The organism is Gloeobacter kilaueensis JS1 (assembly GCF_000484535.1).
GTDB classification, from domain to species: Bacteria; Cyanobacteriota; Cyanobacteriia; order Gloeobacterales; family Gloeobacteraceae; genus Gloeobacter; species Gloeobacter kilaueensis.
In genome coordinates this window covers 1,505,832-1,528,098 of sequence record NC_022600.1, presented here as the reverse complement: position 1 = coordinate 1,528,098, position 22,267 = coordinate 1,505,832, and the positions used below count along the sequence as shown (strand labels likewise).

The following is a 22,267-nucleotide window of genomic DNA, read 5'->3' as shown; positions in this document are numbered from 1 at the left end:
AGCTGTCGCACAGCAGCCGGTTGCATTCTGGCCGTCAGACTGTCAGAATCCTGTTTGTCTTGAGGAAAATCCGGTTGAACTGGCGGACGCTGAGCTGGCTGGTGGTCCTTCTGGGAGCCGTCACGATCGTTTTGCCCCTGGGGCTGGTGGTCGTGGGCTCGCTGCAGCCGGGGGGACTGGTGACCGGGCTTGCGCCGGGCCGCTGGAATCTGGCCAACTACCGGGCCGCCTGGGCCGGGGCAAATTTTCCCCTCGCCTTTGCCCTCACGACACTGGTAGCGCTTGCGGTGACGGCCCTGCAGATCGTCACCTCTGCCCTGGCCGGTTACGCCCTCGCCCGCCTCGACTTTCGCGGGCGGCAGGGGGTGCTGCTGTTGGTGCTCGCCACGATCGTCATTCCCTATCAGGTGCTGGTGGTGCCGATCTTTCTGGTGCTGAGAACCGGCGGGCTGGTCAACAGTTTCTGGGCGCTGGTGTTGCCGACGGCGGCCAACGGCTACGGCATTTATCTGTTGCGCCAGTTTTTTTTGGGTGTGCCCCGCGCCCTCGAAGAAGCGGCCTTCATCGATGGGGCGAATCGCTTGCAGGTGCTCTGGGAGGTGCTGTTGCCCCTTTCTCGCCCGGCCCTCGTCACCCTCGGGCTCTTTACGTTTATCGCCGAGTGGAACGATCTATTCAAGCCGCTGGTCTTTGCCCCGGCGGGCAATCTGCTCACCGTGCAACTGGCCCTCAGCCGCTTTCAAGAGCGCTTTGCCACCGATTTTTCGGTACTGATGGCGGCGACAGTGATCAGCTCCCTGCCTGTCGTTGCCCTGTTTTTATTGGGCCAGCGCCAACTGGTGCGCGGCATCGCGACGACCGGATTGAAGAACTGAAGGTGGGCGCTTGCAGCCCGGCATTGCAGTTTTCCAGGTAGGATAGAGAACCTGACAGCTACGGTTGTCTTACGAACGTTCGCTCTTTGCCATGCGCTGGAATATTTCCGCCTGGTCGATTCGCAACCCGGTACCGACGTTTGTGCTGTTTTTGCTGCTCACCGTGAGCGGTGTCGCAGCCTTTTTGACCCTTGGCATCGCGGCGGATCCGGACATCGATGTACCCGCCGTCTCGGTGACGGTTACCCAGCTTGGGGCCGCTCCCAAAGAACTGGAGACCCAGGTGACGCGCAAGGTAGAAGATGCGGTGGCAAGCCTGGGCAACATCAAGCACATCAGCTCGACGGTGGTCGATGGCTCTTCGACGACGCGCATCGAATTTATCCTGGGCACCAGCACCGACCGGGCCGTAAACGACGTGCGCGATGCGGTGACCAAGATCCGCGCCTCGCTGCCCCAGGCGATCGACCAGCCGGTGGTGCGGCGCATCGACGAAGTGGGCGGACCGATTCTCGGTTACACGGTTTCCTCGAAGCAGCGCACCGCTGCTCAATTGAGCTGGCTGGTCGATAACCAGATCTCCCGCGCCGTGCTCTCGATTCCCGGCGTCTCGCGGGTGTCGCGCTTTGGTGGGGTGAGCCGCGAGGTGCGGGTTCTGCTCGATCCCCAGAGACTCCAGGCGCTTGGGATCGGCGCAGATCAGGTCCATGCTCAGATCCGTGCGCTCAATATCGATCTGCCGGGGGGCCGGGGGGAACTGGGCACAAGCGAGCAGGTGATCCGCACCCTGGGCAGCGCTCCCACGGTCGAAAAATTGGCCAGTGCGATGATCGCCTTGCCGGACAGGCGCTACGCCCGGCTCGATACCCTGGGCCGGGTGATCGATGGCACCGGTGAACAGCGCCAGCTCGCCTACCTCGACGGCAAACCGGGCGTCGCCTTCGAGGTCGCCCGCTCGGTGGGAAGCAACCTGGTAGGTGTTGAGACAGCAATCGCCAAAAAAGTCGAGCAGTTGCGCCGCACGCTGCCCTCCGACATTCACATCGACCTGACCTGGACGCTCGGAGACTACGTGCGCGAATCCTACAGCGCGTCGATCGAGGCACTGCTCCTCGGGGCGGCGCTGGCGGTGGTGGTGATCTGGGTATTCCTGCGCGACTGGCGATCGACTTTTATCGCTGCTCTAGCGATGCCGCTATCGGCGATTCCTGCCTTTGCGGTGATGAGGAGCCTCAACTTTACGCTCAACAGCATGACGCTGCTGGCGCTGGCGCTGGTGGTGGGGATTCTCGTAGACGATGCGATCGTCGAGATCGAAAATATCGTCCGCCACATCGGCATGGGCAAGCCGCCTTTCCAGGCCGCCCTCGACGCTGCCGATGAGATTGGCCTCGCAGTCGTGGCAACCACGATGACGATCGTGGCCGTCTTTGTGCCGGTGGCGTTTATGGGCGGCATCCAGGGCCAGTTCTACCGCCAGTTCGGGATCACCGTCGCAGCGGCGGTGCTCTTCTCGCTCCTGGTGGCGCGCATGGCGACGCCCCTGATGGCCGCCTATCTGCTGGTGCCACTGCCGGACAGGACAGAGCGCTCGTGGCTCATGCGCTTCTACGAGCGCTGTCTGGGCTGGGCCCTCGATCGGCGGCTGGTTGCCGTCTTGCTCGCGGCGATTTTTTTTGCCGGGAGCCTGGTGCTGTTTCAGGCGATTCCGACCGCCTTGATCGGGTCGTTCGACGATGGCCAGAGCACCCTCAACATCGAACTGCCCCCCGGTACGACCTTCAAGAGCACCCGCCGGGCCGTCGAAGCGGTCAACCACATTCTGCTGGCCCAGCCGGAAGTAGAAAAGCTCGAATCGGATATGGGCAGTTGGGAGAACGACAACCGGGTGAACCAGGCCAATTTTTATGTCACCTTCAAACCGCGCAGTGAGCGCAAATCCAAGCAGCAGTTCGAGGCCGACATCAGAAAGGCGCTCATCGAGATTCCCGGCATCCGGTTTGCCTTCGCCGGAACCGGCTGGGACACCAGCAAGGCATTGCAGGTTGTGCTAAAAGGCGACGATTCCGCTGCCCTCGAGCGCGAAGCGGCCCTGCTCACAGACCAGATGCGCTCGCTTTCTGGCCTCACCGACATCAGCTCCAGCGCCGCCATCCGCCGCCCCGAGATCCAGGTGCGCCCGCGCTTTGACCGGGCCGCCGAACTGGGCGTCTCGGTGCAGTCGATCGCCCGCACCGCCCTGGTCGCCACCCTGGGCGACAGCGACGCCAACCTGGCCCGCTTCAATCTGCCAGGCCGCCAGATCTACATCCGCGTCCAGCTCGACCCGGCCTTCCGCTCCAACCTTGAGACGATCCGCAACCTGCAGGTGGCGACAGCCAGCGGCAGTCTGATTCCGCTCAAGGCCGTCGCCGACATCGAGATGACCAGTGGCACCGCCCAGATCGACCGCTACGACCGCTCCCGGCAGGTGACGGTCGGTGCGAATCTTTTGCCTGGAACAGAACTGGGACCGGCGGTGGCGCGGGTACTGGCCTTGCCGGCACTGCGCAACCTGCCTCCGGGGGTGCGCGCCCAGCTCAAAGGCGACGCCGAAAACCAGAAGGATGTCTTCGAGAACTTCGGCGGAGCGATGGCGGCGGCGGTGCTACTCATCTACGCGGTGCTGGTGCTGCTTTTTGGCGGCTTTTTGCAGCCGCTCACGATCATGATGTCGCTGCCCCTGTCGCTGGGGGGCGTCGTGCTCGGATTGCTCGCCTTCGGCAAAGCTCTGGGCCTCTACGCCCTGATTGGCATCCTCATGCTCATGGGCCTCGTCACCAAAAACGCGATCTTGCTCGTCGAGTACGCCCTGCTCGCCCGCCGGGAGGGTATGTCCCGCCGCGATGCCCTCACGAACGCCGGTCGCTCCCGGTTGCGACCGATCTTGATGACCACCGTCGCTATGATTGCCGGGATGCTGCCGATTGCCCTGGGCTGGGGAGCCGGAGCCGAGGTGCGTTCTCCGATGGCTGTGGCCGTGATCGGCGGCCTGATGACCTCGACCCTGCTCACCTTGATCGTCGTGCCGGTGGTCTTTACCCTGGTAGACGATTTGCAATTGGTTCTGGCTCGCCTGTTCGCCCGCCTGCAACCAACCCGGCCAGCCGTCTCTGCCCCCACCCAGCAGGAGTGAGTATACCCGTGTAACTGCGAGGTAGTCCTGACCCGGTTTTCTGTACAAGTTTGGACTGGCTCCGGATCTTGAAAATTACAGCGTACTGAATGCCAGTCCTGTAACTACCGGCTCTTTGTTTTGAGAAGCAAGATTCAGCGCCAACCACTTCCGACAGGTTAGATTTAAACGGCGATTTGCAAATCTGGCAATCGAAGTTCAAAGACGGTCTGCAGCGATGACAGCTTTTACCATCGACCTCAGCCCTATCGTTACCCTCACAGCTGAGCAGTTTGATCGCCTCTGCGCGGCTAATCCAGATATTAAATTTGAGCGCACCCGAGCCGGAGAACTGGTAGTTATGGCACCGGCGGGCGGGGAGACCGGCAGAGAAAATGTCGAACTTGCTGCTGATTTTGTCGTTTGGAACCGCAAGGTCTTACTTGGAGTAGTCTTCGACTCCTCGACTTGTTTCAGGCTTCCCGGTGGCGGAGATCGCTCGCCTGATATTGCCTGGGTCGAGAAATCTCGCTGGGAGGCTCTAAGCCGCGAACAGCAGCAGAAATTTCTGCCCCTGTGTCCGGATTTTGTCCTGGAGCTGTTGTCGCCCTCCGATAATCTACACACAACGCGATTGAAGATGCAGGAGTACTTGAGCTGTGGTATTTGCCTCGGCTGGCTGATCAATCCGCAGAACCAGCAAGTCGAAATTTATCGGTCGGGGCAGCCGGTTGAAATTTTACAATCGCCGGCTGCGCTGTCAGGCGAGTCAACGTTACCGGGATTCACCCTCAGCCTCGAATGGCTGTGGAAGTAGCCTGCTGCGATGCGGAGAGCCGGCCCCGAAGTCGAACGTCCATGTCTTATAGCTGGCAGGAACTGGGGTGAGGATGCCGTCGCGGCGCACCAGCCCGCCCTCGTAGGGGCCCTCGACGATGGTGAGCGCCGTTCCCCGCGAGACAACATTCAAAATCTGCAGCGCCAGAACGAGGCTATCCGCCTCGGCAGTTGCGCTGCCAGATAAGCCGCCAGACAGTCGGTGGGCACCACGTCGCAGCCACCCCCGGCATGAGCATGACTCCGCCCGCTGCGCCTGCTCGTGCGGGCCATCGCCGCCTCGAAGACCGCCACCTCACCCGTGATGTCGAGGTAGTGGGTGCCGGTGCGCAGGCAGGCCGCCACCATCAGCCCACTGGTGCGCACAAAAGGACCGGCGCAGTGCAGCACAGCGACCACTTCTTCTAGAGCCCGATCGAGGGCAGCGCGGTCCTCGAGATTAAAAATCCGGTACTCCAGCCCCAGTTCCGCCCCAAGCCTCGCCACCGCCTGGGAGCAGCCCGCCAGAATGGGCCTCAACCCGCGCTCGTGTGCTGTCCGGGCAATCAGGTTGCCGCGCCGTAAAGCAAAAAATTCTGTCGTCTTGTCATGGTCTCTGCCCATGCATACCCATCACTCTAGATCGCCCGAGGCTTGCAGGATGTTGCTCGTTTCAGAAAAGAGAACCCACTCGACCTAGAACGCCGATTGCCATCCAATCAAAACCTGATCAAAAGTTGGATCCTTGACACGACTACGTTTCAATCCCTTAGGGCTTGAAATAAGCGTACTTAATCAAAACCTGATCAAAACCTTGCTGTAGACAGTGGTGCCTTATTAAGCCCAGTAAGGTATGTATGCAGCTCTGGGCCTACTTGGGTCAGCTGGGCGAATTAACCCTTGAGCCAACGCTTGAGTAATAACCTGTGAAACTTGAGAGGCGTTACCCTCCTCAATACCAAAACGCTTTCTAAGAGAGTTGTTTTGCATTTTATCGTTGCTGATATACTTGAGTACAGCGTGCTGGTAGCAGGCACGAATGCGTTCATCGCGCGTCATTTGCCCAAATTTCCGAGGCGCGTAAAGTATTGCTCTAAATGCACCATCTTGCACCTGATCTTCCACAAGAAAAGCGGGTGGTGGCAACTGATATAGTTCAACAGCAGTAATAACCTTATCGATGCCTGTTCCCTGCTCCTCACATAGTCGCATACGACGCATTAGCGCAGCCAAAGCTTCATTGCGCGAGCGGGGGGGTGAATCAATGAATCGCTCAGGAGTGACCAAGGGTATTCCGGGATTAGTAATTTCTATACGATCCTTGAATAACTCAATCTGTGGTCCTGAGCCAGTAATGGTCATGTCCTGATGAATCAAGGCATTGGCTATCAACTCGCGCAAAGCGATATCTGGAAATAAAGGTTGCTCTTCGCGAAATGCTAAGCCTACATGCTCGTTGCTGGGCAAAGTAGCTTTGATAAAAGTTACTAATCTCTCAAAACCACAGGCATAGCCTTGAAGAAAATCTTGTCGCCTGATAACTGTGTCGGCTCTACTCGTTCCGTCATAGGATACGAAACGAATTGCTTTGCGGGCTATTTGTGAGTTGAATGCTTCCAAATTTTTAGCAAAAAGAATTGCACCTAAGTTAGTGATACTCCATTGCCCACCTACATCAACTTGGATTAGTTGCTCGGCTCTCATGCGCTCAAAAATACTAGCTCGATTGTCTGGTAGAGGTTGTCCGATCAAATCAAAATAGCTAACATAGTCCAGGCGCTCCAGCACTTCGTCTGAAGTAATGAACTGGGTAGCAATACCTGATTCCCAGACGTAGGGTCGAATCTTAGTCCACAAAGCTTGAAGCCTTCCTGGATAGTCAGATAAACAAGGAGTAGCGCTACCAATCCGTATGTAAGCTGTCCGAGAAAACTCGACAGGAGCTGAGGTTGCAGCGGGAATCTCTAGCAAAACTAAGCGACCCTGCGGATGCACAACCTCTCGAAAAGAAAAATTAATACTGGGGCGTAGTCGATTGGCCAACCAAAATTCTAAAGGCTGTTGCTGTATACAAGAGTTAGAATCAAAATCAGTTCCAACGACGGTGTGGTCGTCATCCTTCACCCCCCAGACTACATAAGCAAACTGTTGGTCATCTAATCGTGCAACATTAGACAGAGCAGAAATTAGTTTACCAATTCTCTCTGGGTCTGAAAGGTTTTCCTTGAATTCCAACCAAGAAACTTCAGTAGGTTTGCGTCGTAGATCATCAATCAGAGATAACGTTCGCGGCTCAGACATGAAGAGACTCTTAAACTTTCGGTTTCCCCATCAAGACGGGTGAATGACTCTCGATAATAGCTCAAGGGTAACAGACCAGACGACGATTTGGGCTGCACATGTCTCCCAACGCCACTATGCCTAAAAAAGAAGGCCAACGGGGCGAAAGAGGAAGGCGATAGTTAATGACGCAGATAAGCCAGAGAAGCATTTATGTACCCGATGCCCTTCAGGCCGAAATACAGAGTTCAGGTGCGCTGGGAAGCAAAGGAGCGCTCGGTAAGAAATGACAAAAGGCTGGCGGCGGCGACGCAGGCGGCGGCAAAAAGAAAGCTCAGCAGGGCAAATAGCAGGCAACTGGCAGGGGCGACGGTTTTCCAGAAAGGTCCGGCAGCGTTGAACAGGCAGATAGCGAGAGCAGTGCCACCGAAGTAGAGCCCGAGGGCCAACCCGGCCCGCTCCGGTGCTACATGGTCGAGGGCAAAAGGAAAAAGGCCGTTGTTGACAAAGCTGAAGGCGAGGCCAAGGGCGAGGGCGACGCCCAGGCTGGCGGTGGGGCTGGTGATCGAGGCTGAGAGCCCGGAAAAGGTGGCCATCGCCAACAGGCCCAGGATCATCAGCCAGTTGCCGCTCAGGCGCATCGCCAGGGCACCGCAGGGCAGGCTGGCAAGGGCGGTCGCTGCGAAGAGAACGGGAATCAGGCCGCCGGGCGGTTCGGCTCCTGTGAGCGTCAGGTGCCTTGACAGGCCGTCCAGCAGCAGGCGAAAGCCGAAGGTGACGCCCAGGCCGGTGACAAAAAGCAGCCAGAGCGGCATCGAAGATTGGGAAGGACCAGTCGTGGGCAACATCTCAAGGGGCAGGCGATTATCGAGCCAGCGCAGCACCAAAAGTCCGGCCAGAAGGGCAAGCGAGCCGACAGTGAAAGTGGCAAGGGGACCAAGGCTGAGCCAGTAGGCGCGCGTTGCCGGTCCTGAGGCGGCGGCGAGGCTACCCAGGGTGCCAAGCACTCCGGCGGCCAGGGGCAGGGAGGCGGGAGCCGCGTACTGGCCCAGAAGGGCGAGGGCGGGGCTGCGAAAAACGGTCATCGCCAGTGCCCAAGCCACCAGGAGCACCGGCAGCACCCATCGCAGGGCGGTACTGCCGGACAAACTGAAAAGCGGAATGCCGACAAAAAGCAGGCTCGCCCCGATTACTCCGGCGGCAATGAGCGAAAAGCGCGTGAGGATGTTGCGTCGGGTGCGGTCAGAAAGCGCTCCCATCACCGGTTCGAGCACGGCACCCAGCAACCCTTCGACCACCAGCAACATCGCCACCGCACTGGCGGCAAAGCCAAATGCGCCCAGCAACTGCGGCAGGTAGAGGTTGTAGAAGACCCAGCAGAGGGTGATGGCACTGTGCAGGATGCCAAGGCCAAATACAGGTAGCCAGCGCACGGATGGGGCACTCATAGGTGTCTGGCCGCGCGGCGATCCGCTGCGGGTAAGGGGGGGCCGGAGGCAACCCGACCGCCCCCGCGCTTTTTATTTGTTGGGCTGGGGCGTCAGGCGCAGGTAGGGCTTGACGGCGGTATAGCCTTTGGGGAACTTTTCTTTGAGCACCGCTTCGTCCTTGAGGGACGGGACGATCACCACGTCGTCGCCGTCCTTCCAGTTGGCCGGGGTGGCGACGGAGTAATTGTCGGTGAGCTGCAGCGAATCGATCACCCTGAGCAATTCGTCGAAGTTGCGGCCCGTGCTCGCCGGGTAGGTGAGGGTGAGCCTGAGTTTCTTTTTGCCGTCGATGATGAACACCGAACGCACGGTGAGGGTGTCGTTGGCGTTGGGATGGATCATGTCGTAGAGATCGCTCACCTTGCGATCGGCGTCGGCGAGGATCGGATAGTTGGGAGCCAGCCCCTGTGTCTCCTCGATGTCCTTTGACCAGCCCGCGTGGGAGGTGGCATCATCGACGCTCAGGGCAATCACCTTGACGTTGCGCTTTGCGAACTCGGGCTTGAGGCGCGCTACCTCGCCCAGTTCGGTCGTGCAAACCGGCGTAAAATCTTTGGGGTGCGAGAAAAGAACCACCCAGCTGTCCCCCGCCCAATCGTAAAAGCGGATTGGGCCTTCTGTGGACTCCTGGGTAAAGTCCGGTACGGTATCACCTAGTCGGAGGGCCATGTCTACGGTTCCTCTGTTCGATAAACGGCCTACACTGTAGCATAAATCACCGATATGTCAGGCGGGTTACAGGCCATCGTTTTCGGGACGAATGGGGGAGAGAAAGCATGGATAGTCTCAAAGTAGCGGTTGTGACCGGTGCCTCGGCGGGCATCGGCGAGGCGACGGCGAGGGTTCTGGCAAAGGCGGGTTTTACGGTGTTCGTCGGTGCCCGCCGCCTCTCGCGGCTGGAGGCACTGGCCGCCGAAATTGGCGGCACTGCCCTGCCCCTCGATGTCACCGATACGGCCAGCGTCGAGGCATTTGCCGCCGCTTTGCCCGAGCAGGTGCAGGTGCTGGTCAACAACGCCGGGGGAGCGCTTGGCCTGGAGCCCATCGTCGAATTCGACGAAAAGCACTGGCTTGACATGTACCAGACCAACGTCCTCGGCCTGGTGCGGGTGAGCCGGGCGTTGTTTGGCCGCCTGGAAGCTTCCGGGGCGGGGCACGTCGTCAACCTGGGCAGCATCGCCGGGCTCGAAGCCTACCCAGGGGGAGCCGGGTACACGGCGGTCAAACATGGGGTGCGGGCGGTGAGCGAGACGATGCGCCTCGAATGGCTGGGAAAGCCCATCCGGGTGAGTGAAATCGATCCGGGCCTGGTGGAGACCGAGTTTAGCCTGGTGCGCTTTGCGGGCGATGCCGAGCGCGCCAGGGCCGTCTACGCCGGTCTGCAACCGCTCACAGCTGCAGATATTGCCGAGGCGGTCCGCTGGGTGGTCACCCTCCCTCCCCACGTCAATATCGATCAGCTGGTGATCAAGCCCCTCGCCCAGGCGCGGGCGATCCTCGTCCACCGCGAAAAGACCGGTTGACACCAAAAAGGCGCGGGTAACCCGCGCCTCCAGATCCTGACAGAGCGAAAGAAGACTACTTCTTCATCTCGCCCTTTTCGCCCTTCATCTCGCCTTTCATGGCACTGCCCGTCGGCGGCAGCAGCACCTTGTCGATGACGTGGATAACACCGTTGTCGGCAACGATATCGGCCTTGGTCACGTAGGATTCGTTGACTTCGACCTTGCTACCTTCGAGCTTGACTTCGACGGGCGAGCCCTCGACGGTCTTTACCTCGCCCGACTTGAGATCGGTGGAGAGCACTTTGCCGGCGACGACGTGGTAGGTGAGAATTTTGGACAGCTTGGCCTTGTCCTTGAGCAGGGCTTCGAGGGTGCCCGGCGGCAACTTGCTAAAAGCCTCGTCGGTCGGAGCAAAGACTGTGAAAGGGCCTTTGCCCTTGAGGGTCTTGTCGAGGCCAGTCTCCTTGAGAGCCTTGGCGAGCGTCTTGAAATCACCGGCCTTGACCGCCGTGTCCACGATGTCGGCAGCCTGCACGGCAGGAGCAATGGCACCGAACAGAACAGCCAGACTGAGGCCGGCGCTGAGCAGAGATTTGCGAAGCATCTAATACCTTGTGCGTCACTCTACGTAAATAATTATGTAGCAGAAAAAGCACTGGCGATCCATTTATGAAAGTTTTGCATCTGCCCAGCGCGTCTGAGGGCCGCTGTTAAAACCTCCGAAAGCTATACTTGGACGGTTCGATCCGACAGCCTATGACTCGTCTTACGCCCAATTCGAGCTACAGTCTGATTCTGCGCATCCATTTGCCCAACGAGCCAGGGATGCTCGCCAGGGCGATCGATGCGATTGCCCTGGCCGGTGGCAATATCGGTGCGATCGAGATGGTGGCTCAGGAGCGGGCTTTTCTGGTGCGCGATATCGTCGTCGATGCGGCGAGTGAAGAGCACGCCCACGCAATCGTCGAGCAGGTGCGCGCCGTTCCGGAACTCAAGCTGTTGCTGGCGGAGGACCGCACCTTTCACCTGCACCAGGGCGGCAAGATTGCGATCGTGGGCAAGACGCCCCTCAAGAGCAAGTCGGACCTGGCGATGGCTTATACGCCGGGGGTGGGCCGGATCTGCCTGGCGATTGCCGACGAGCCTGAGCGGGTATACGAACTCACCATCAAGCGCAACACCGTAGCGGTCGTCACCGACGGCTCCGCCGTCTTGGGCTTGGGCAACATCGGGCCTGCCGGTGCCCTGCCGGTAATGGAGGGCAAGGCGCTTTTATTCAAAGAATTTGCGAACCTCGACGCCTTTCCGGTCTGCCTGGGTACTCAAGATGTCGATGCGATCGTCGAGACGGTCGAGCGGATCGCCACCGTCTTTGGCGGCATCAACCTCGAAGATATCAGTGCGCCGCGCTGTTTTGAGGTCGAGCGCAAGCTCCAGGAGCGCCTCGATATTCCGGTTTTTCACGACGACCAGCACGGCACGGCGATCGTCGTGCTCGCCGCCCTCGAAAACGCCCTCAAACTTGTGCATAAGTCCCTGGACACTGTTCGGATCGTCATCAACGGAGCCGGGGCAGCGGGGATCGCCATCCACCAGTTGCTCACCGCCGCCGGAGCCCGCTCGATCGTCGTCTGCGATACCCACGGCATCGTGAGTGCTGGCCGCAGCGATCTGAGCGACGAAAAGCGCTCCGTCGCCGTCGCCGAGGCGGGCGATCTGACGGCGGCGATGGACAGGGCGGATGTGTTTTTGGGGGTGAGCAGGGGCAACGTCGTCAGCCGCCAGATGCTCAGCGGCATGGCCAGAGATCCGATTGTCTTTGCGATGGCCAATCCGATCCCCGAGATTCTGCCCGAGGAGGCGGCGGGTCTGGTGGCGGTGATGGCCACCGGTCGCAGCGACTATCCCAACCAGATCAACAACGTCCTCGCCTTTCCGGGCATCTTCAGGGGTGCCCTCGACTGCCGCGCCCGCGTTGTCAACCTCGAGATGAAGATGGCCGCCGCCCGCGCCATCGCCGGGCTGACGAGCGCTGCTGATCTGACTGCCGAATCGGTGATCCCGAGTGTCTTCGACCGGCGCGTGGTCGAAGCAGTCTCCGCCGCTGTCCAGCAGGCTGCCCGCGCCACGGGCGTCACCAAATAAAGCGCTTGATCGCGCCCGTTCCTGTGCTTTGATATATTGACAGCATCTTGTTAGGTTCTTTTGTCTTTTTTCGCTATCGAGATAGACATATCTGTGCCAGCAGGATTTTCTGTGAGCGACGATAGCTCCACTATGCAGGTTTTGTAGCCTCTAGATACTGGAGCTATCCTGGGAAGGGGGATTAAAATGCCTATGCAACACCTGAGTCTTTTTTCGGTTTTTCAGCCGATTGTCTCGCTGGTAGACAGCAGTCTTCTGGGCCACGAAGCGCTGATCCGGGGCCGCGATGCGAACGGTTCTGTGTTGGGCGCACCCGCCGTACTGGAGGCGGCGGAGAGTGCCGGCGACGGCCCTTATGAGTTCGATCAAAAAGCCCGCATCGTTCACCTTGAGAATGCCGTGCGTCAGGCGCTGCCCGGCACACTTTTTTTGAACTTGATTCCGGGGCTGTTTCCAAAAACCGAGCAAGATATCGAGCAGTTGCTACGGGCAATTGATCGGCTCGGCTACCGCGCCGATCGGGTCGTGCTGGAGGTTACCTGCAGCCAGCATCTGGCCTTTGAGCAATTACAGGCGGTACTGGATGCGTATGGGCGGGCCGGATTTTGCTTTGCCCTCGACGATCTGGGCACCTGGGCGATGCCTGCTTCGCTGCTTGAAAATCTCGAACCCGCCTACATCAAGCTCGACCGCTCACTCATCGATCAGATAGACAGGCAACCTGTCCAACAGCAGCAGGCCCGGCAGTGGACAGAACAGGCTCACAGTCGCGCAATCGCTGTGATCGCCGAGGGGATCGAGCGCGAGGAGGAGGCGGCCTGCTGCCGCAACCTCGGCATTGAGTACGGTCAGGGCTATTTATTGGGGCGTCCGAGTGAGTACCCCCAGCGCCAGGGTGTTGGTTAAGGCAACGGGCGAGATCGTTCGATGAAGTGGTCGATCGAGAACAAGGTAGCTGTCGGCTTCGCCTGTGCCCTGGTGATCGGTGCCGTCGTCGCCGCTTTTTCTTACCGCACCAATCAGCTGTCGCTGCGTAGTAGCGAGCGCGTCGCCCACACTTATCAGGTGCTGCGTGCCCTCGAAAACACGCTGGTAGGCGTCTTTCAGACAGAATCCGGTGCCCGTGGTTACGCGCTGACCGGCGGACAAAGACGCTTTCTCGACGGTTTTGAAGCGGGCAAATTGCTCGCCCGTAACTCCGCCAATCAAGTTGCCGTTCTCACCGAGGACAACCCGATCCAGCAAGATCGGGTCCGGCGGCTGCAGGAACTGGTTACAGCCAAAAGCAGGCGGCTCGACGGTTTTGTACGGACGTTCGATCGTGAGGGGTTTGCTGCTGCCGCCGCGATCACCAAGACTGGCGTCGGCAAGCGGATGACCGACGAGATGAGCCGCATCGTCGCTCAAATGGTGGAGACGGAGGAGACTCTACTGACCGAGCGCTCGGAGGCTCTCGCTGCGGAGGGACGGCTCACGAGCATCCTGTGGGCCACAGGCGGCGTCCTTACTTTGCTGTTGTTTGGCCTGATCTATGCCTTCGTGCGCTGGGACATCAAACAGCGTTCGCAGGTGGAGACGGCCCTGCGCGACAGCCAGTTGCAGTTCGAGTCGTTCATGAACAACGGTCCGGCCCAGGCGTTCATCAAAGACGAGCAGGGCCGCTACATCTACATCAACCGGACGCTGGAGCGCACCTTCAACACGACCCAGGCTGAACTGCTGGGCCGGACAGACTTTGAGTGGCTGCCGGAGGAGGTGGCCCGCCAGGTACGCACCAACGATGAAGCGATCATTGCCAGTGGCAATTCGCGGGAACTGCTTGAGATGGTTCCAGCCGGCAGCAAGAATCACGAGTGGCTGGTCTTCAAATTTCCGTTCAAGACCAGCGGCGGGCAGCAATTGCTGGGCGGCATCGCCATCGATGTGACCGAGCAGCGGCGCACCGAGAGGCGACTGGCGGTCCAGCACCAACTGAGCGAGATCCTCGTGGGGGCGACTTCGCTGGAAACGGTTGCCCCGGCACTGCTGCGCTTTTTAGTCGAAGGGCTGGAGTGGGATCTAGCCGAGCTGTGGCTGGTAAACGGCCAGGCAGAAGCTCTGTACCTGCTCGACAGCTGGCACAAGTTTAACGTGCCGCTCGCCCACTTCGATTCTGTCACCGACGGTCTCACCTTTGAGTGGGGACAGGGGCTGCCCGGACAGGTCTGGGCTGCTGGGCGACCGGTCTGGATGAGCGATGTCACCGAAGACAAAAGCTTTGTGCGCGCAATCAGTGCCAGATTCGACGGTCTGCACGGCGCGTTCGGTTTTCCGATTACCGAGGGCGGCACAGTCTGGGGAGTGATGACGCTCTTCAGCCGCCAGATCCAGACCCCGGATGAGGAGATGATGGCGACGGCCAGCTCCGTCGGCAACCAGCTCGGGCAGTTTGTCGAGCGCCAGCGCGTCCAGCAGGCTCTGCAGGCGAGTGAGCAGCGCTTTCGGACCCTGGTGGAGCAGGCGACGGACACGATTCTGGTCTACGACCTCGAAGGTCGGCTCATCGATGTCAATCAACACGCCTGCCGCAGCCTGGGCTACAGCCGCGAGGAGCTGCTGGCCCTGAGAGTGGCCGATATCGACTCGATCGTGCAGAAGACGGCAGATGAGCAGCCCTGGAGCAGCCAGATCGACCAGCTACCGCTCACGGTCGAGAGCGTCCATCGGCGCAAGGACGGTTCGACTTTTCCGGTCGAGAACCGTATCAGCCTGCTGGAGCTTGCAGAGGAAGCGTTCATCCTGGCTCTCGTGCGCGACGTCAGTGACCGCAAACAGGCCGAAGCGCAACTGCAGCAAACCAATGACCGTATGAGCGTCACAGTAAAAAAACTGGAGCGGCGCACAAAGGAAATGGCCCTGACCGGGCAGATGAGCCAGCTTTTGCAGGCATGTCTGAAACTCGATGAAGCGACCGGGGTGATGGGCCATTCGCTGGCGGCGCTATTTACCGGTCTGGCCGGCGAAGTGGCGCTGGTGCGCGAATCGGGCAACCTGGTCGAACCTGTGGTTCACTGGGGAGAACCAGCAGAATCTGTCATTGCCTTCGAGCCACGCACCTGTTGGGCCTTGCGCCGGGGTCAGATGCACTTTGTCGAAGAGGGCAACAGTCCCCTACGCTGTCAGCACCTGCAGAACTGCCTGCCAGCCGCTGCCCTGTGCGTTCCGCTAACTGCCCAGGGCGAGACGCTCGGGGTGCTTACTTTGCGAGAACTGCAGCCGGGCTCTCTGGAGGAGGACGAGCAAAAACTGGCACTCGTTGTCGCCGAGCAGATTGCCCTGGCCGTCGCCAACTTGAAACTGCGCGAAAAGCTGCGCGACCAGAGCCTGCGCGATCCGCTCACGGGTCTATTCAACCGGCGCTACCTCGAAGAGACGATCGAGCGCGAGTTGTACCGGGTGCAGCGCTCGGGCTCGGTCCTCAGCGTCCTGATGCTCGATGTCGATCACTTCAAATCGTTCAACGACCGCTTCGGCCACGACGCGGGCGACGTGGTCCTGCAGGCGATCGGCAACCTGCTGCTCAAACAGGTGCGCAACTCCGATATTGCCTGCCGCTTCGGCGGCGAAGAATTTCTTATCGTGCTGCCCGACGCTACCTTGCAGACAACCGTCGAGCGCGCCGAATTGCTGCGCCTGCAAGTCGAGCAGTTGCACCTGCTCTATCGGGGCGAGCCGCTGGGACCAGTGACGATCTCGATCGGAGCAGCGAGCCTCGACGAGCACGGTCCCACCTCCCAGACGATCATCCAGGCCGCCGACGAAGCGCTCTATGCCGCCAAACGCGGGGGCCGCAACCGCGTACTGGTTGCTCCCACGCGGCGCTCGTAACTTCAGGAGCGCACGATACAGCTACCGCACATTCCCCAGCGCTCCAGTTCCCTGGGCGGCGCTCCCAGCCGGCAGCGCGGGCAGGCAGGTAGTTGCCCGATCCGCCACTGGGCCAGTTGCTGCAAGCGTTCCAGCCGCTCAGACAGGGTCGTGCTGGGGTCACGGAGAACAGGGGGCTGGCCCGCCAGAGGAACGATGAGCGGATGCTCCGGCAGGAGCGGGAGGGCGGTCGATCGGGTCCGGGCATACCAGCCGGTCGTCTCGAAGCGGATGTCGTGGATCGCCTCAGCGCTGCCCCAGACCGCCGCGATGCGATTTATCAGCAACCGGCGCTGGTAGCCCAGATTCTGGGCCCAGACCGCACTGGAGACGGCGACGGTGAGCGTCCCTTCCTGCAGCCTCAGGGGCCGGCTGTGGGCTGAAACTGCCGCACCGGCAATGTCGGGCCACTGCTTTTGAAGCTGCACCAGCCGGGCGTTGCGCGCCATCTGGGGACTGCGCGTCAGCTCCGCAAGCAGGCTGGCGAGGGAGGCGGGTTTCACAGGGGCGATTGTCCGGGTTTTCGTCCGCCAGTATCGCCTAAAAGCTGCCGCTAAAAGCTCGCCTTGTGATGAATCAGATCCAGAAATTCCTGGCGGGTCGATTGGCTCTCCTTGAAGACACCGACCATCGAACTGGTCACCGTCCAGGAATTGGGCTTTTGGACGCCGCGCATCACCATGCACATGTGCGACGCCTCGATCACCACCGCCACGCCGCGCGGCTGGAGCACCGCTTGAATCGCCTCGGCCACCTGGCGGGTGAGCCGCTCCTGCACCTGCAGCCGCCGGGCGTACATCTCGACGATCCGGGCAATCTTGGAGAGGCCGACGACCTTCTGATTGGGGATATAGCCGACGTGGGCGCGCCCGATAAAGGGCAGCATGTGGTGCTCGCACATGCTGAACAGGTCGATGTCGCGCACCAGAACCAGCTCGTCGTGCCCAACATCGAAGATCGCCCCGTTGAGCAGTTCTTCGAGCGACTGGCTGTAGCCCTGGGTCAAAAACTTGAGCGCCTCGGCCACCCGCTTCGGCGTGCGCTCCAGACCGTCGCGCTCCGGATCCTCGCCCACCCCGACAAGCAAGGTGCGCACCGCCTCGCGCATCGGATCCTGGCCGTTCTGACTTTCTAGATCACTCCCGTGCCAGTCGGAAGGCAGAAGATCCTTGTGAGCAATCGTCATGATTGAGGTTCCTTGTATAAAAATCAGAGGACGCCCCCGGAGGGCATCAGGACCACTTCTTCGAGCACGGCGCGCTCGGGCAGGCTGGCGGCATACAGCACCAGATCCGCGACGGTTTCGGCGGCGAGCATCGCCTGGCGGTCAAAATCTGCGGTGACCGCTTCGCTGTCCCACAGCGCCGTATCGACCGCCCCCGGACAGAGCGCCGTTACCCGGATGCCATCTTGCCGGACTTCCTGGGCGAGGGTCCGCGAGAAGGCCAGTAGCCCGAACTTGCTTGCACAGTAAGCCCCCCAGTCAGCAAAAGTCTGCTTACCGGCGATCGAGACCATGTTGATGATCGTGCCGGTTCGCCGCTGGCGCATCGTCGGGAGGACGGCGCGGGTGAGGGCAAAAGGAGCGGTGAGATTCAGCTTCAGTACCTGTTCCCAGTCGGCAACCGGCATGGTCTCCAGTGGACCGGTGTAGGCCATCCCGGCGTTGTTGACCAGCACGGCAATCGGACCGAGTTTGGCCTCGACCGCCTCCACCAGGGCACCCAGGGCGGCAAAATCGGTGAGATCCTGGGCGATGGTGAGGCTTGTCGCTGTCGGCAACTCGGCCTGCAGCCCGGCAAGGCGCTCGCGGTTGCGGGCGACCAGGGCGACGGCAAAGCCCGCCTGGGCCAGTCGTCTCGCCGTTGCCTGGCCGATGCCGCTACTGGCACCGCTCACCAGAGCAACTGGCAGCCTGTTGCTATCGGAATCTAATTGCAAGACGGCTCCCGTGCAGAGAGAAGCGTAGTGTTTGCTACACCGTTTCTCATTATAGAACGCATTGTTACATTGCTACGAGGAGGCCGATCCGCCGCGCCGCTGGCTCCAGAGCTGTTCGCGCAGGGCAAGCACCTCCTCGCGCAGCTTGAGGTTTTCTTCGCGCAGCTTGAGATTTTCAGCCTGCAGGTCCACCGCAGGCTCGTCTCCCATGCGCATCGCCATGTTGCCCATGCGCATCTCCATCGGTTGCAGCGGCTGCAGCGGTTGCATGGGAGGCATCGTCGTTGCCGATTTGCTGCGCGGGGGGCCAGTCATCGCCCGGCTGGGCATGGGCATCGCGTCCTGGGGCGGCGGGGAACCGGAACCGATCTGCCCGTGGCCTGCTCTCAGCCAGATCGTGCCCTGCTGGGCCTGGATGCGCAGGTAGACGACGCCGTGCGCCTCCCAGCCCTGGGGTTCACTCAGCCAGCTGCCGGTCGGAAAACTCGATTGCTGGCTCTGTTGCTGTCCTGTGGCGTCGCTGTGCGCAGAGACGATCGTCTGCTCCCCGGCCAGGCTCACCGAGAGAAAGGAGCCAGGACCGAGATCGAATAGATATTGCTGGGCTCGCAGCATGGCCTCACCTCTTGTGACGGGCGCACCTTGTACGATACTACTTGCTGTCGCGGCGCTCCATCCGTTCAAGCTCGGCGTCCTTGCTCCGGGTCTTGGGTTTGGCGTAGAGCAGGATCGTCGTGGCCGAAGCCTGGGAAAGCCGCTCCTCGCGGTGGGCCGGTTCCTCGTTGAAGTAGGCTTTGAGCTGGTCGCAGAAGCTCTGGGGCGTGATGTTGCCGATACTCGGGCTGACAGCAAAACTCTGGACCGCCGAGGTCTTGTAGGCTTTGACCGAACGGGTGCAGTAGGTGAGCTGGTCGCCGACGGAAGCGGCCAGAAATGCGGAGCCGGGCCGGTCACCATTTAAGCTGCCGGGGGCAGCCGCTTCGGCAGCAGTCTTTGAACTGGGGCGGCCCTGACAACTTGCCAAGAGCAGGGCTACGGCCAAAATCAGCCCACAGCGACCGGCGAATTTGCCCATCATGCCCCAGCCGTCTTTGGCTTGGCCACCGGCTTTTTCTGGAGGGTGAGGGCGACAAAGACCAGACCCGCCATGATAAGAAGCGGCACGTACAAGGGCAGGGTGGTCTTGATCGTGTTGGAGAGCAGCATCAGCGCCGCTGTCAAGAGCAAATTAAAAAGCGACACCGGCAGCAAGAACTTCCAGCCCAGATCCAGAAGCTGGTCGATGCGCACGCGGGGCAGCGTCCAGCGCGCCAGCACCGCCAGAAAGATAAAGAATGTCGCCTTCAAGATCGTGACGCTGATGCCCACCAGGGCCGCCACCACCTGAAAGACGGGACTGGCAGTCTGGATGCCAAAAAGTCCTGCCAGCGGTTCGAGGGGCACGATAAAGCTCCAGCCCCCTAAAAACAGCACCGAGGCCATCAGCGAGGCGAGGATCAAGTTGGCGTACTCAGAAAGATAAAAAAGGGCAAACTTCATGCCGCTGTACTCGGTATGGTGACCAGCCACCAGCTCCGACTCCGCCTCCGGCAGATCGAACGGGGCGCGCTCGGTCTCCGCCAGAGCCGAAATCAAAAAGATCACAAAGCCCAGGGGCTGCCGCCAGACGTTCCACGAAAAAAACGAAAACAGCCCCAGCGTCTCCTGCTGCTTGACGATGTCTACGGTCGAAAGGGAGTTGGACATCATCACCAGCGCCAGCACCGAGAGCGCCAGCGGAATCTCATAGGAGAGCGACTGGGCAGCAGCCCGCAGGCCGCCTAACAGGGCGTACTTGTTGTTGGAGGCGTAGCCCGCCATCAGCGCACCGATGGGCGAGATGCTCGAGACGGCGATGATAAAGAAGATGCCGATCGCGATGTCCGAGAGCACCAGTCCCTGACCGAAGGGGATGACCAGATACGAGAAGAAGACCGGGATGATCACGATCGCCGGGCCCACCGTAAACAGCCACGGGTCCGCCTTGTTGGGAATGATGTCTTCTTTGATGAGCAGCTTCAGGCCGTCCGCCGCCCCCTGAATCGAACCGCCGAGGCCGACGATAGTAGGGCCAAAGCGCTGCTGCATGTAACCGGCCCACTTGCGCTCGCCCCAGACGACGAGGATGACACCGACGGCGACCGTCGCCAGGATGACCAGCATCGGCAGGGGCAGCCAGAGGGCGCGAGCAAGCTCTGCCGGAACTCCCAGTCCACTCAAGCTCTGGGCGAATGCTCTGCCCAGGTCGATTGTTTCCATGAAATGTGCCTACTGTTGCTACTTAAGAACGGCGACGAGTTGCTGGCGCTGCCTGTCGCTGAGGTTGCGGATCCAGGCAACATAATATTCGAGGTTGCGCCTGCCGGAGGTGTTCTCGACGTTGCAGGTGCTGCAGCTTGCTCCGGGCTCGCGCAATTTGGCCGGTAGCTGTTCTTTTTTGGTCAGAATCAGCGAGCCGTAATCGCTAAAGCCGTAGGCAATAAAATCGTCGAGAATCTTTGCGGCCTTTGGTCCCCGGATCGCTGCCAGACGGTACTCCATCGGAATGCCGTTGTAGACGGGACCACTTGCAACGAAGGGGGCTTTGGCCCGGATGTTGGCGGCGATGGCGTCGCTGCCGCCGGCGGTGGTGGACGCGGCGGGCGGAGTGGCTGACTGGGCGGAGACGGAGAAACCACCCAGGACGCTTAGAAAGAGACCAAGAGTAAGAACAGGCAGTGCAGTTTTCATTGGACGTTTCAGGCTGGGTGAAAAGTCATTTCTATTTGTAACATAGCCCTATTTCGGTGAGGAGATCCTCACTGCCAAAGGGCGGAAAACCGTTCGCTCGACCCGATCATCCGGCGCTACAGTAGCGTTGATTGCCGACGGTGCATTTTGGCGATGGAAACCCTTGGACTTGCTCCGAGATTGCGCTCGCTCAGCCAGGCGCTGGCGGCGGGGCCGCCCTTCGCCGAGCAACTGGGGGCAGCTGGCCGCCGCACCTGGACGATGGCGCTGGCGGCGCTCGCTGGTTTTTTAGGTGAGTATCCTGGCCGGGCAACCCTTTTTGTCGGGGGCAAACTGGCGCTGCAGGAGCTGGTTGCGGCCTGTCCGCTCGCGCCGCGCCTCTGGCAGTTTCAAAGCGCCGAAGCGAAGCTTGCCGGGGCGGTGGCCATTGCCCTGGGCGCGGGCGATCCGCTGGTCGAAGAAAATTTTGTCATCGCCCTGGCCTCCGACTTTTGCCTGGTGCTCTGCCACCGCAGCCCGTCGCTGCAATTTTCTTTTGAGCCGCTGGTGGTTCTGCGGGCCAGTGCCGTGCTGCGCCAGCGCCTGGTGATCACCCGGCCCGATTTGCTGGGTGATTTTGACGGGCTACTGGAGAAGCTGCCTGCCGCCAGTGCCAGGCTCCTCGCGCGCTTCAGCCGCCGCCTGCTCATCGAAGGGGCGCGCGCTCAAGAATCGATCGACGGCACTGAGCTTGATTTTCTGGAGTTGCTCTCCCACGAGGTGCGCACGCCGCTGACGACGATCCGGACGCTGACGCGGCTGATCTTGCGGCGCAACGAGCTTTCTGGCCAGACCCGGCAGTACCTGGAGACGATCGACCGCGAGTGCGCCCTGCAGATCGAGCGCTTCGAGCTGTTGGCGCTGGCGATGGACCACGAGCAGGGCGAGCTGTCCCTCAGACCCCAGGCCGTCGCGATGGACCAGCTGCTATTGAGTTATCTGGAGCGCTGGCGCGAGGAGGCCGACTCGCGCGGTCTGGCCCTCGAAGTCGATAATCCGCCCACCGAATTGCCCAAAGTTCAGGCCGACCAGGTGCTTTTGGAGCGGGTATTGGGCGGACTGGTAGACCGGCTGGTGCGCAGCCTGCCTTTTGGCAGCCACATCCAGCTCAAGGCCGAGCGGGCGGGTCTGTGGCTGCGGCTGCGCATCGGCATCACCGGCGGCAGCGTCGAGGAACCGGCCAGCGGTGCGCCCTATCGGGTCGATTCCCAGGCCGGGGCGGTCACCCTCAAGCTCCCTGCGGCCCAGGGGCTCGTGGCGGCGATGGGCGGCAAGCTCACGCTGCGCCTGCACCCGGACGGCGAAAGCAGTACGCTGACACTGTATCTTCCGATTCAAAGCTGAGCC

The 22,267-nt window shown here is 60.7% G+C and carries 20 protein-coding genes; 8 read left to right on the top strand and 12 right to left on the bottom strand.

All coding sequences use genetic code 11. The annotated features are described in order from the left end of the window. The first annotated feature begins 74 nt into the window (after window positions 1–74). The 3 genes from GKIL_RS07300 (at window position 75) to GKIL_RS07290 (ending at window position 4,846) form a co-directional block, all read left to right on the top strand. Window positions 75–875 carry a carbohydrate ABC transporter permease gene (locus GKIL_RS07300; protein ID WP_023172851.1) on the top strand — a complete coding sequence of 267 codons (801 nt, stop codon included), beginning with the start codon at window positions 75–77 and terminating at the stop codon, window positions 873–875. Window positions 876–966: 91 nt separating this feature from the next. Further along, entirely contained in the window at window positions 967–4,050 is a 3,084-nt protein-coding gene (locus GKIL_RS07295; protein ID WP_023172850.1) for an efflux RND transporter permease subunit, read from the top strand. Between the two features lie 217 nt (window positions 4,051–4,267). Continuing rightward, entirely contained in the window at window positions 4,268–4,846 is a 579-nt protein-coding gene (locus GKIL_RS07290) for a Uma2 family endonuclease (RefSeq protein WP_023172849.1), read from the top strand. Between the two features lie 149 nt (window positions 4,847–4,995). Here GKIL_RS07290 and GKIL_RS07285 read toward each other — a convergent pair whose 3' ends face one another. The 4 genes from GKIL_RS07285 to GKIL_RS07270 form a co-directional block, all read right to left on the bottom strand. Then, window positions 4,996–5,469, bottom strand: a complete 474-nt coding sequence (locus tag GKIL_RS07285; RefSeq protein WP_023172848.1) for a saccharopine dehydrogenase NADP-binding domain-containing protein — start codon at window positions 5,467–5,469, stop codon at window positions 4,996–4,998. A 213-nt stretch (window positions 5,470–5,682) separates the two neighbouring features. Then, complete coding sequence (locus GKIL_RS07280) at window positions 5,683–7,146, bottom strand: ATP-binding protein (protein WP_023172847.1); 1,464 nt, start codon at window positions 7,144–7,146, stop codon at window positions 5,683–5,685. Between the two features lie 227 nt (window positions 7,147–7,373). After that, window positions 7,374–8,573: an MFS transporter gene (locus GKIL_RS07275; protein ID WP_023172846.1), complete on the bottom strand. Its 1,200-nt coding sequence runs from the start codon at window positions 8,571–8,573 to the stop codon at window positions 7,374–7,376. A 72-nt stretch (window positions 8,574–8,645) separates the two neighbouring features. After that, complete coding sequence (locus tag GKIL_RS07270) at window positions 8,646–9,284, bottom strand: peroxiredoxin (RefSeq protein ID WP_023172845.1); 639 nt, start codon at window positions 9,282–9,284, stop codon at window positions 8,646–8,648. A 107-nt stretch (window positions 9,285–9,391) separates the two neighbouring features. Here GKIL_RS07270 and GKIL_RS07265 point away from each other — a divergent pair, with 107 nt between their 5' ends. Continuing rightward, window positions 9,392–10,138, top strand: coding sequence for an SDR family NAD(P)-dependent oxidoreductase (locus tag GKIL_RS07265; protein ID WP_023172843.1), 747 nt, complete (start codon window positions 9,392–9,394; stop codon window positions 10,136–10,138). Between the two features lie 55 nt (window positions 10,139–10,193). Here GKIL_RS07265 and GKIL_RS07260 read toward each other — a convergent pair whose 3' ends face one another. Further along, window positions 10,194–10,724 (bottom strand): fasciclin domain-containing protein, encoded by a 531-nt coding sequence (locus GKIL_RS07260; RefSeq protein ID WP_023172842.1) that lies wholly within the window; start codon window positions 10,722–10,724, stop codon window positions 10,194–10,196. 152 nt (window positions 10,725–10,876) lie between these two features. On the opposite strand from GKIL_RS07260, the gene GKIL_RS07255 reads away from it, so the two are divergent. The 3 genes from GKIL_RS07255 to GKIL_RS22470 all read left to right on the top strand — a co-directional run bounded on the left by GKIL_RS07255 (window position 10,877) and on the right by GKIL_RS22470 (window position 16,132). Continuing rightward, window positions 10,877–12,265, top strand: coding sequence for an NAD-dependent malic enzyme (locus GKIL_RS07255; RefSeq protein ID WP_023172841.1), 1,389 nt, complete (start codon window positions 10,877–10,879; stop codon window positions 12,263–12,265). Between the two features lie 186 nt (window positions 12,266–12,451). Further along, complete coding sequence (locus GKIL_RS07250; RefSeq protein ID WP_023172840.1) at window positions 12,452–13,171, top strand: EAL domain-containing protein; 720 nt, start codon at window positions 12,452–12,454, stop codon at window positions 13,169–13,171. Window positions 13,172–13,192: 21 nt separating this feature from the next. Next, window positions 13,193–16,132, top strand: a complete 2,940-nt coding sequence (locus tag GKIL_RS22470) for a diguanylate cyclase (protein ID WP_023172839.1) — start codon at window positions 13,193–13,195, stop codon at window positions 16,130–16,132. Between the two features lie 2 nt (window positions 16,133–16,134). On the opposite strand, the gene GKIL_RS07240 is transcribed toward GKIL_RS22470, so the two are convergent. From GKIL_RS07240 to GKIL_RS07210, 7 genes are all read right to left on the bottom strand, one after another. After that, window positions 16,135–16,674: a DciA family protein gene (locus tag GKIL_RS07240; RefSeq protein WP_023172838.1), complete on the bottom strand. Its 540-nt coding sequence runs from the start codon at window positions 16,672–16,674 to the stop codon at window positions 16,135–16,137. 50 nt (window positions 16,675–16,724) lie between these two features. Continuing rightward, window positions 16,725–17,357: a GTP cyclohydrolase I FolE gene (gene folE / locus GKIL_RS07235; RefSeq protein WP_023172836.1), complete on the bottom strand. Its 633-nt coding sequence runs from the start codon at window positions 17,355–17,357 to the stop codon at window positions 16,725–16,727. A 23-nt stretch (window positions 17,358–17,380) separates the two neighbouring features. Then, on the bottom strand, window positions 17,381–18,112 hold the full coding sequence (locus tag GKIL_RS07230; RefSeq protein WP_023172835.1) for an SDR family oxidoreductase: 732 nt from the start codon (window positions 18,110–18,112) through the stop codon (window positions 17,381–17,383). Window positions 18,113–18,184: 72 nt separating this feature from the next. Beyond that, window positions 18,185–18,727, bottom strand: coding sequence for a hypothetical protein (locus GKIL_RS07225; protein WP_023172834.1), 543 nt, complete (start codon window positions 18,725–18,727; stop codon window positions 18,185–18,187). Between the two features lie 37 nt (window positions 18,728–18,764). Next, window positions 18,765–19,190, bottom strand: a complete 426-nt coding sequence (locus tag GKIL_RS07220; protein WP_023172833.1) for a hypothetical protein — start codon at window positions 19,188–19,190, stop codon at window positions 18,765–18,767. Then, window positions 19,187–20,410, bottom strand: a complete 1,224-nt coding sequence (gene nuoH / locus GKIL_RS07215; RefSeq protein WP_023172832.1) for an NADH-quinone oxidoreductase subunit NuoH — start codon at window positions 20,408–20,410, stop codon at window positions 19,187–19,189. Before nuoH ends, GKIL_RS07220 begins: the two co-directional genes overlap by 4 nt. 18 nt (window positions 20,411–20,428) lie before the next feature. After that, complete coding sequence (locus GKIL_RS07210) at window positions 20,429–20,881, bottom strand: hypothetical protein (RefSeq protein WP_023172831.1); 453 nt, start codon at window positions 20,879–20,881, stop codon at window positions 20,429–20,431. A 153-nt stretch (window positions 20,882–21,034) separates the two neighbouring features. On the opposite strand from GKIL_RS07210, the gene GKIL_RS07205 reads away from it, so the two are divergent. Then, window positions 21,035–22,264, top strand: coding sequence for a sensor histidine kinase (locus GKIL_RS07205; protein ID WP_023172830.1), 1,230 nt, complete (start codon window positions 21,035–21,037; stop codon window positions 22,262–22,264). Window positions 22,265–22,267: the final 3 nt, after the last annotated feature.